General features: G+C 71.9%; 11 protein-coding genes. 5 read left to right on the top strand and 6 right to left on the bottom strand.

Annotation, left to right across the window (positions count from 1 at the left end; all coding sequences use genetic code 11):
• A partial coding sequence (locus tag DW297_RS16740; RefSeq protein ID WP_168442895.1) for an ROK family protein occupies positions 1–845 on the bottom strand: 845 nt, incomplete at its 3' end.
• 74 nt (positions 846–919) lie between these two features.
• The gene (locus DW297_RS16735; protein ID WP_136034488.1) at positions 920–1,942 is read right to left on the bottom strand and encodes a LacI family DNA-binding transcriptional regulator; all 1,023 of its coding nucleotides are present in this window, start codon (positions 1,940–1,942) and stop codon (positions 920–922) included.
• Positions 1,943–2,148: 206 nt separating this feature from the next.
• Between DW297_RS16735 and DW297_RS16730 the strand changes: the two genes are divergently transcribed.
• Positions 2,149–2,376 (top strand): hypothetical protein, encoded by a 228-nt coding sequence (locus DW297_RS16730; RefSeq protein ID WP_136034486.1) that lies wholly within the window; start codon positions 2,149–2,151, stop codon positions 2,374–2,376.
• Positions 2,373–3,107, top strand: a complete 735-nt coding sequence (locus DW297_RS16725; RefSeq protein WP_240744669.1) for a 3-keto-5-aminohexanoate cleavage protein — start codon at positions 2,373–2,375, stop codon at positions 3,105–3,107. The genes DW297_RS16730 and DW297_RS16725 overlap by 4 nt, the downstream gene beginning before the upstream one ends.
• A gap of 176 nt (positions 3,108–3,283) precedes the next feature.
• On the opposite strand, the gene DW297_RS16720 is transcribed toward DW297_RS16725, so the two are convergent.
• Positions 3,284–3,658: a VOC family protein gene (locus DW297_RS16720; protein WP_136034484.1), complete on the bottom strand. Its 375-nt coding sequence runs from the start codon at positions 3,656–3,658 to the stop codon at positions 3,284–3,286.
• A 168-nt stretch (positions 3,659–3,826) separates the two neighbouring features.
• Entirely contained in the window at positions 3,827–4,558 is a 732-nt protein-coding gene (locus DW297_RS16715; RefSeq protein WP_136034482.1) for a helix-turn-helix transcriptional regulator, read from the bottom strand.
• An 83-nt stretch (positions 4,559–4,641) separates the two neighbouring features.
• Between DW297_RS16715 and DW297_RS16710 the strand changes: the two genes are divergently transcribed.
• Positions 4,642–5,511 carry an NmrA family NAD(P)-binding protein gene (locus DW297_RS16710; protein WP_136034480.1) on the top strand — a complete coding sequence of 290 codons (870 nt, stop codon included), beginning with the start codon at positions 4,642–4,644 and terminating at the stop codon, positions 5,509–5,511.
• A gap of 3 nt (positions 5,512–5,514) precedes the next feature.
• Here DW297_RS16710 and DW297_RS16705 read toward each other — a convergent pair whose 3' ends face one another.
• Together DW297_RS16705 and DW297_RS16700 are read right to left on the bottom strand one after the other, a co-directional pair.
• A complete protein-coding gene (locus DW297_RS16705) occupies positions 5,515–6,204 on the bottom strand; it encodes a nucleotidyltransferase domain-containing protein (RefSeq protein WP_168442894.1) in 690 nt (229 codons plus the stop codon).
• 133 nt (positions 6,205–6,337) lie between these two features.
• Entirely contained in the window at positions 6,338–7,339 is a 1,002-nt protein-coding gene (locus DW297_RS16700; protein WP_136034476.1) for an SDR family NAD(P)-dependent oxidoreductase, read from the bottom strand.
• Positions 7,340–7,414: 75 nt separating this feature from the next.
• On the opposite strand from DW297_RS16700, the gene DW297_RS16695 reads away from it, so the two are divergent.
• Together DW297_RS16695 and DW297_RS16690 are read left to right on the top strand one after the other, a co-directional pair.
• The gene (locus tag DW297_RS16695) at positions 7,415–7,987 is read left to right on the top strand and encodes a TetR/AcrR family transcriptional regulator (RefSeq protein WP_240744668.1); all 573 of its coding nucleotides are present in this window, start codon (positions 7,415–7,417) and stop codon (positions 7,985–7,987) included.
• A 168-nt stretch (positions 7,988–8,155) separates the two neighbouring features.
• Complete coding sequence (locus DW297_RS16690) at positions 8,156–8,551, top strand: hypothetical protein (RefSeq protein WP_136034474.1); 396 nt, start codon at positions 8,156–8,158, stop codon at positions 8,549–8,551.
• Positions 8,552–8,589 lie beyond the last annotated feature (38 nt).

Below are 8,589 nucleotides of genomic sequence, written 5' to 3'. Positions count from 1 at the left end.
GCGGCGCGGGCGAGGACGCTGAGGCCGCGGGCGACCGAGAGCTCCGGCTCGGGCGGCACGACGAGGCGCGGGGGCGTGAGCGACGGCCACAGGTGTGCGCGCAGGTACTCGTCGACGGGCGTGCTGATCGCGGCGCCCGCGCGGAGGATGCCCCCGGAGAGGATCACCACGGCCGGGTCGTAGGAGTGCACGAGGCTCGTGACGACCGCGCCCCAGACGTGCAGGAAGCGGTCGCGGAGCTCGGGGTGCGCGTCGGTCGTGAAGACCTCGGTCATGCTCACGCCCGCCGGCAGGGCGCGGGTGCTGGCGAGCGCTTCACCGCAGCCGATGTTGCCGCACGGGCAGGTGGGGCCGTCGAGGTCGACCGTGAGGTGTCCGCCGAGGATGCCCGCGTGACCCGTGCGGCCGCGGAGCGCGACCCCGTCGAGGAGGGCGGCCGTGCCGATGCCCGTGCCGAGTGTGACCAGCACGGCGTCGCGCTCGCCGAGGGCGCTGCCCGCGGAGGTCTCGCCGATCAGCGCCGCGCGGGCGTCGTTCTCCACCACGGCGGGCAGCCCGAACTCCGCGCGGGCCCAGGTGCCGAGGTCGAAGTCGCGGAGGAAGTCGTACTTGGCGTTCGCGTGCCGCATGCGCCCGGTCGCGGGGTCGACCACGCCGGGGACGGCGATGCCCACGGCGTCGGCCTCGGCACCGAGTTCGCTCAGGAGACGGCGGGCGTCGAGGGCCGCGTCGGCGAGGTCGGCGGCGGTGCCGCGCACGGGGAGCCGGTTCGACGCGAGGACGCGGTCGCCGTCGATGACGGCCAGCTTGATCTCGGTTCCCCCGAAATCGATGCACAGCTCCATCCGGCCTCCTCGTCGATGATTGGTAACGTTATCAACGCAGGCGAGGAGTGTCAACATCCGCGGCGAGGGGTGGTTCAGCGCACGCCGCGGAGCGACACCGGCAGCTCGACCTCGCGGGCGGGCGCCTCGCGATCGCCGCCGTCGAGACGGTCGAGCAGCAGGCGGGCGGCCGTGCGACCGAGCTCTCGCGGGTCGTGGTCGATCACGCTGATGGGCACGGGCGACAGCTCGGCGAGCTCGAAGTCGTCGAAGCTCAGCAGCTCGGGGAAGTCGGCCGAAGCACGAAGCCCCGTGGCGAGCTGTGTGCTGATCTCCTTGAGCGCGCCGATCGCGTTGCGGTTGTTGGCGCAGAAGATCGCCGTCGGCGGGTTCTTGGCCCGCAGCAGCGCGCGGGTGGCATCGCGCGCCTGCTCGACGGTCTGCTGGTTCGTGGCGACCAGGTGCGGGTCGACCCGGAGGCCGCGCGTCTCCATCGCCCGCACGAACCCGGCATGGCGGCGCTCGCCGGTGAAGATCGACAGGGCGTTGCCGAGATAACCGATGCGGGTGTGACCGCCGTCGATCAGGGCCGTCGTGCCGCGGAACGCGCCGTCTTCGTCGGCGAGCACCACGCTGTCGGCCGCGAGCCCGTCGATGCGGCGCGAGGCCAGCACCACCGGCACGCCCTGGTTCTGCGAGTGGGCGAGGTGCGTGGAGGTGGTGCTCGCGGGCACCACGATGAGTCCGTCGACGCGACGCCCGAGGAAGTCGCCGACGAGCTCGGCCTCGCGGGCGGCGTCCTCCGAGGTGTTGCCGAGCAGGATGCGGCGGCCGGTGAGAGCGGCCTCCTCCTCCACGCCGAGTGCGAAGGTGCTGTAGTACGGGTTGGCGATGTTGGTGATCGCGACGCCGATGAGTCCGCTGCTGTGACCCGGGCGGATGCTGCGGGCGTTCTCGTTGCGGTGATACCCGAGCTCGGCGACCGCGGCGAGCACCCGCTGCTGCACCTCGGGCTTCACGTTCACGCCGCCGGACAGCGTGCGTGACACCGTCATGGGGCTGACGCCCGCGCGCTGGGCGACCTCCTTCACGGTCGGCCGGTGCGCCCTCTCGCTCATTCCTGCCTCCGAGCCGTGGTGTCCGCGATCTGAAGGGAACGTTATCAGCGAAGCAGCGGGGCGGCGGTCAGGGTGCGCGAGGTCCGCCGTGGATCGGAGGAGTCGTGCGCAGATGCGGCCGGCGCCGTGGGCGGAAACACGGTGTCAAGGCCCTCTTCGCTGTCGGTCGCCCCACGTAGAAAGGAAGGACGACGAAAGGCAGGGGCATGGCCGCAGGTGACATCGAGACCTTCTCGCGCAACGGGATCTGGTTCAACCGCATCCAGGGCGAGTCGCACACGCTCGGGAGCAGCTTCGAGTCGATGGACGAGGCGGTGAAGGTCGGTCGCGGGGCGGCGGTCGCGCGACAGGTGCAGCACTTCGTGCGCACCGAGGAAGGGCCGTCCGAGGATGTCGCTCCGAACGAGGCGCACCCGCGCGACCTGATGTGGTGACCGCGCCGATGCTGCTGCAGGTGTGCGCGAACGGCGCGCGCGAGGTGGCGTCGCATCCCTGGCTGAGCGCCGACGAGACGGTGGTCGCGCAAGACGCCGCGGCGGCGCTCGAGGCCGGTGCGGCGGAGGTGCACGTGCACCCGAAGGATGCGTCGGGCCGCGATTCGCTCGACTCGCGGGACGTGCAGCGGTGGCTCGGGGCCGTCCGCGCGGCATGCCCCGGTGTGCCCGTGGGCGTGACGACCGGTGCATGGGCGGAGCCCGACGTGTCGCGACGGCTCGCCGCGATCGAGTCGTGGACCGAGCTGCCCGACTACGCCTCGGTGAACTGGCACGAGGCGGGGGCCGATGAGGTGGCCGCCCTGCTGCGGCGTCGCGGGATCGGCGTGGAGGCGGGGATCTGGGACGCGGCGGGCCTGGAGGTGTGGCGGCACTCGCCGGTGCGCGGGGACTGTGTGCGGGTGCTCGTCGAGCTTCCCGACGAGGCCGCCGAGGTGGTGCGCGCGCATGCGGAGGGCCTGGTCGCGCACGTGGCCAAGGAGGAGCCCGACCTGCCGATCCTGCTGCACGGGGAGGAGCGGTCGGCCTGGGCCGCGCTCGACCTCGCCGTGGAGCTCGGGCTCGACACGCGGATCGGCCTGGAGGACGTGCTGCTGCTTCCCGACGGCACCGATGCCCCCGGCAACGCCGCCCTCGTCCGGGCGGCTCGCGCCCGCGGCGCCGGGGTGTGACCTCGGGCCCGGTGGCGTGCGGGGTCGAAACCGCTCCTCCCCGGGCGGCTTCCGGTGCGTTTCCCACCCCGCACGGGGGCGACCGCGGCTCGGTTGGCGTGCGGGGTCGGAATCGCTCCTCTCCGGGCGGCTTCCGGTGTGTTTTCCACCCCGCACGGCCCGCATCCGGTGGCGGTTCAGGCCTCCCAGCCGCGCCAGTCCGGACGGTCGACGATGCAGAAGCGGTTGCCCTCGGGGTCTTCCATGATGATGTAGTCCGCGTCGTCGGGCCGGCCGTCCCAGTGCACCTCGCGCGCCCCGAGCCCGGCCAGTCGCCGGACCTCGGCGGCCTGGTCTTCGGCGTAGATGTCGAGGTGGATGCGCGGCGGCAGCACCCGCTCGGAGTGGTGGGCGTCGAGCGCGATGCACGGCGTCTCGGCATCGCGCGGTTTCAGCACGAGCCAGTCGTCCTCGGCGGGGTCGCGCTCCACATAGTCGAGGGCGGCCTTCCAGAACGCGGCCTGGGCCGGGAGGTCGTTCACGCGGATCACGATCGACACGATCTTCAGCATGCCCGGGAGTGTACGGGCAGCTCGGGAGGGAGGGACAGGGCCTTGCGGACCGATGCGGGTGCGCTCCGCGGACCCGGGCGGCGTGCGCGTCTGCGCGCGAGACTCCGCCTTCTCACCCCGTAGCCCGTAGCCCGCACCCGCAGCCCGCGCACCGCGGCTCACCACAACTCACATCACTCCTGCGGATCCCGGCGCCGCCGCGTCCGTCCGCCCGAAGTCGCTCGTGAGCCACGCCTCCACCGACGCGAAGGGGAAGTCGCGCGGGGTGTGCGTGCCCGGAAGGATCCGCGCGTGCCGCATCCGGTCGAGGCGGAACAGCCGCCAGTCGTCGCGATCGAGGTCGAATGCCACGACGTACCACCGCGACGTCCGCCGCACGTGGCGGTGCGGCTCGATGGTCCGCGCGGAGGCGGTGCCGTGCTGGTCGGTGTAGTCGAAGGTGAGGCGCGAGCCCTGGGCGACCGCGTCGGCGAGGGTGCCGACGAGTGCCCAGTCCACGGCGGCCGTCTCCGGCTGGAGGATCTGCGTCGACAGGGCGGTGGCGGCGGCTCGGCGGCGCAGCGCGGGCGGCAGGGTCTGTTCGAGTTTGGCGCGGGCGACCGCGGGCGCGGGGTCGGCGGGGTCTCCGGTCTCGAGCACGAGCAGAGCCGTGATGATCGTGGTGACCTCGTCCGCGTCGAGCAGCAGCGGAGGGATGCGGGTGCCGGGGCGCAGGCGGTAGGCGGCGCCGGGTCCGGGTCGGGAGTGCACGTCGTAGCCGAGGTCGCGGAGGCGTTGCGCATCGCGGCGGACGGTCCGGGCACTCACCTCCAGGCGTGCGGCGAGCTCGGGCACGCTCCACTCGCCGCCGGTCTGCAGGAGGGACAGGAGACGGAGCGTGCGGTTCGACGGAGTGTCCACGCCTCCATGATCCCGCGAGATACGGCCAGGATCAGGCCGTATCTGGTTCTAACGTGGGCGGACATCGAACGAGAGGATCCCTCATGCGCATCGCTGTCACGACCCCGAACGGCCATGTCGGCCGGCACCTGACGCGGATGCTGGTGCGCGCCGGCGTCCGTCCGCTCCTGCTCACGCGCACCCCCGATCGCATCGCGGCGGAGCTGCGGCCGCACGTCGAGATCGCCCGCGCCGACTCGCAGGACGCGGAGGAGGTGAGCGCCGCGACCCGGGGCGTGGACGCCCTGTACTGGGTGGATCCGTCGGTGATGTCGGAGGATCCGCTCGCCGACTACGCGCGGGCGACGGACGCCCTGGTGGGCGCGGTCGCGCGGAACGGCATCGGGCGGGTGGTGTTCCAGAGCAGCGTCGGTGCCGAGAGGCGTCACGGCGCGGGCGAGATCGACGGGCTCGCCGCGACCGAGGTGGCGCTCGACGCTCTGGGCATCGCTGTGACCCATCTGCGCTGCGGCTACTTCTTCAGCAACCTGCTGCTCGACGCGGAGTCGCTGCGGGCCGGGCGGCTGTCGACGGTGCTGCCGCTCGATTCGACGATGCCGTGGGTGGCGCCGCGCGACATCGCCGAGGTCGCCGCGCTCACCCTGCTCAACCGCGAGTGGAGCGGGCGGCGGGTGCAGGCGGTGCACGGGCCGGAGGATCTGAGCTGGGCGCAGGTCGCCGGCATCCTCACGCACGAGCTCGGCCGCGAGGTCACGGTGGAGCGCATCGCCGACGACGACCTGCGTCAGGGCCTGAAGGCTGCGGGCATGCCGGAGGCGATGGCGGAGGCGGTGTTGGGCATGTCCACCGGGCTGCGCGACGACTTCACCCCGGAGCAACCGCGCTCGCTCGTGACCACGACCCCCACGACCCTGCGGTCCTGGGTGCGGGACGAGCTTGTGGGGGTGGTGTAGCCGTCAGCGCACGAAGCCGTCCTGCACGCGACCCCCGGCACGGGCGAGCTCCTCGTCCGCGCGTGCCGCGAACGCGGTGAGGTCGCCGTGGAGCAGGGGTGCGGCGAGGCGCTCCGCGCGGGCGGGGTCCAGGTCGCGGAGCCGCCGCGGGAGGTACTTGCCCGTTCCGATCCAGTGCCGTTCGGTGAGCAGCACGAGCTCCGCGACCCGGGAGAACAGCGTCCAGGCGATGACGTTCCGCTCCAGCTCGTCGGTGGCGTCGCGCAGATCGTCGAGCAGGTCGGTGATCATGTAGCGCCGCAGCGCGAGCTCATGCTCGTCCATGGTCGGGCCGTCTGCGAGTCGCGCGCCCCACTCCTCGCGGAGGGCGGTGAGGGCCTGGCCGCCGCGCACCTCTTCGCCTTCGACGAGCATGTGGACGATGACGGGCCGGTGCTGATCGATCCCGCCGCGCGCCCATTCCCGGTAGCCGTCGTGCGTGTACGCGAACACCTCGAAGATCTCTCCCTCGAAGCGGTAGGTCGCGGCCAGGCTCGTCCCGCCGTTCGGAAACAGCGCGTCGCCGATCACGAGGAGGTCGATGTCGCTGGAGGCCGTCCGGTCGCCGCGGGCCGTGCTGCCGCCGATCACCGCGATCTCCGCCGCCGGGAACTCCCGCTCGATGAAGCGCTCACACAGGTCGAGGTACGTCATCCGGGCATCGTAACGACAGTGCACCTCGCCCCGGGCGCAGGCCGCTCTCACCTGCCGCATCAGACCCGCGCCCGCACACGAGTAACGCCCCCGCCGTTCGGGTCGGCGGGGGCGTCGGTCTCAGGGAGTCGCGTTACTGGACGGACCAGCCGCCGTCCGAGGCGAGGATGGCGCCGTTGATGTTCACGGCGTCGTCCGACAGCAGGAACGTGATCGACGCGGCCAGGTGCTCGGCGGTCGCGACGGTGGGGATGGCCTGCTGGAACGGGGCGAGGCGCCCGGAGCCGTACTCCGACATGTGCGGGGGCATCGGGATGCCGGTGGCGACACCGCCGGGGGCGACGGAGTTCACGCGGATGCCCTTCGGCCCGTACATGAAGGCGGCCGACTTGGTGACGCCGATGATGCCGTGCTTGCTGGCGGTGTAGGCGTTGCCCGAGGCGTTGCCGCGGAGGCCGGCCTCGCTCGACACGTTGAGGATCGCGCCGCGGCCGGCCTTCTCCATCACGGGGATGACCGCGCGCATGAGCTTGAACGGGGCGGTGAGGTTGATCGCGATGACGCGGTCCCAGACGGCGTCGGGGGTCTCGCCCGCGGGGGAGAAGTCGTCGTTAATGCCGGCGACGTTGGCGAGGCCGTCGATGCGGTCGCCCGCGGCGGCGAGCACCGCGTCGATGGCCTCCTGCTTCGTGAGGTCGCCCGCGACCGTGACGATGTCGGCCTCCGGGAGCTCGGCCTTGAGGGCGTCGAGCTTCTCGGCGGCGATGTCGCTCGCGATCACACGGCCGCCCTCGCGGGCGATGCGGGAGGCGGTGGCCTTGCCGATGCCGGAGGCGGCGCCCGTGACGATCACGGTCTTGCCGGCGAAGCGGCCCGCGGTGACCTTCTCGGTCCACCCCTCGGAGGCGTCGTCTTCGGGGATCTCGCCGTTGTTGGCGGCGCGCACCAGGTCGTCGACGACCGACTGCGGGAGCTGGCCCTGGCTCATGGCGACGAGCTGCTGCAGGGGCAGGCCGAGCACGGGGGTGAGGAGCTCGGGGTCGGCGCCCGTCTGCTCGAAGAGTCCACGGATGAGCGGGCCGCCGGTCGGGTCGTTCATCCAGTCGCCGATGGTGGAGTGTGCGGTGAGGGCCATGCTCTTTCTCCTTGCTCGGGTTTCGCAACGGTGCGTCTACTTATGTTCCAGTGTACGCCTCTGTACGCTCGATGGGTGGCCCGTCCTCGCAGCGAGAAAGCCCGCCAGTCCGTGCTGGACGCGATGCGTCGCGCTCTCGCCGAGGACGGCTACGAGGCCGTGACGATCGAGGGTCTGGCGGAGGCGGCCGGGGTGTCGAAGCAGACCATCTACCGCTGGTGGAAGACGAAGGCCGCGATCCTCGGCGAGGCGCTGCTCGAGGGCACCCTGCCCGGGTCGGATGTGGCGGTACCGATGACCGACGACCTCGGCGCGGATCTGCGGGCCTGGTTCACGGCGGTGTCCGCGGGGCTCGCCCGGCCGCAGGGGGTGGCGCTCGCGCGGGCGCTGATCGAGGTCACCGCGGCCGACCCCGAGCTCGGGCTGGTGTTGAACGAGAAGCTCGCGGCGCCGATCCGCGAGTGGGTGTCGGAGCGGATGTCGCGTGGACGGGCGGACGGAGACGTGCGGGCGGACGTGGACGCCGCCGCGATCGCGGATCAGTTCATCGCGATGGCCTCGTACGCCGCGCTGATCGGTCAGCCCTTGAGCGCCGAGCGTGTGGAGGAGACGGTGCTCCTGCTCCTCCGCGGGATTGCCCAGGGCTGAGCCTCCACCACCGATATACAACGGCTGGAGGGTGTGCACTTTTCTGGACTCCGCATCGACCCCTGTGCCAGCGTTCATGACGAATCGATCGCGGGGGCTTTGCGGGGATGGGTCGCGTCGGAATTCGCGAGCACGTCCTTCGCCGCGGTCGGGGGAAGGGAGACAGCAATGCGCATCAAGGAGCCCTCGGGGCAGGTCGGATATGTCCTCGTCGTCGTGATCGGAATGCCGCTTGTCCTTGTCCCTCTGAGCGCCGTGAGCTTCGAGCTCGGCGTCATCTGGGCCGTCGTGGCGCTCGTTTCCGCGGCGATCGTGTCGGCGCGAACGTTTCGCGGGCCGGCAGAGTCGGACGCCAGGCGGCCGTGGTGGAGGATGACGTACGCCCGCCGCATGAGCATCGCGCTTGCTCTGTTCTTCTTCGCGCAGGGAGCGTGCGCGTCGATCGCTGCGGGGCAGTTCCCGAATCCGCCACTCGTCTTCGTGGGAGGTGTCGTGCTGGTTCTCGTGGCGGGGTTGTACCTGAATTCGGCGATCAGGATGGGATCCGCGTCCGGGACGGAATAGCGGCCGCGGTTCGGAGGCGAACGAGTGATCGCTTCTGG

The organism is Microbacterium sp. PF5, assembly GCF_004794315.1.
In the GTDB taxonomy this organism is placed as follows: Bacteria; Actinomycetota; Actinomycetes; order Actinomycetales; family Microbacteriaceae; genus Microbacterium; species Microbacterium sufflavum.
The sequence above is the reverse complement of the archived record's forward strand: the minus strand, read 5'-3'. Positions and strand labels throughout refer to the sequence as shown.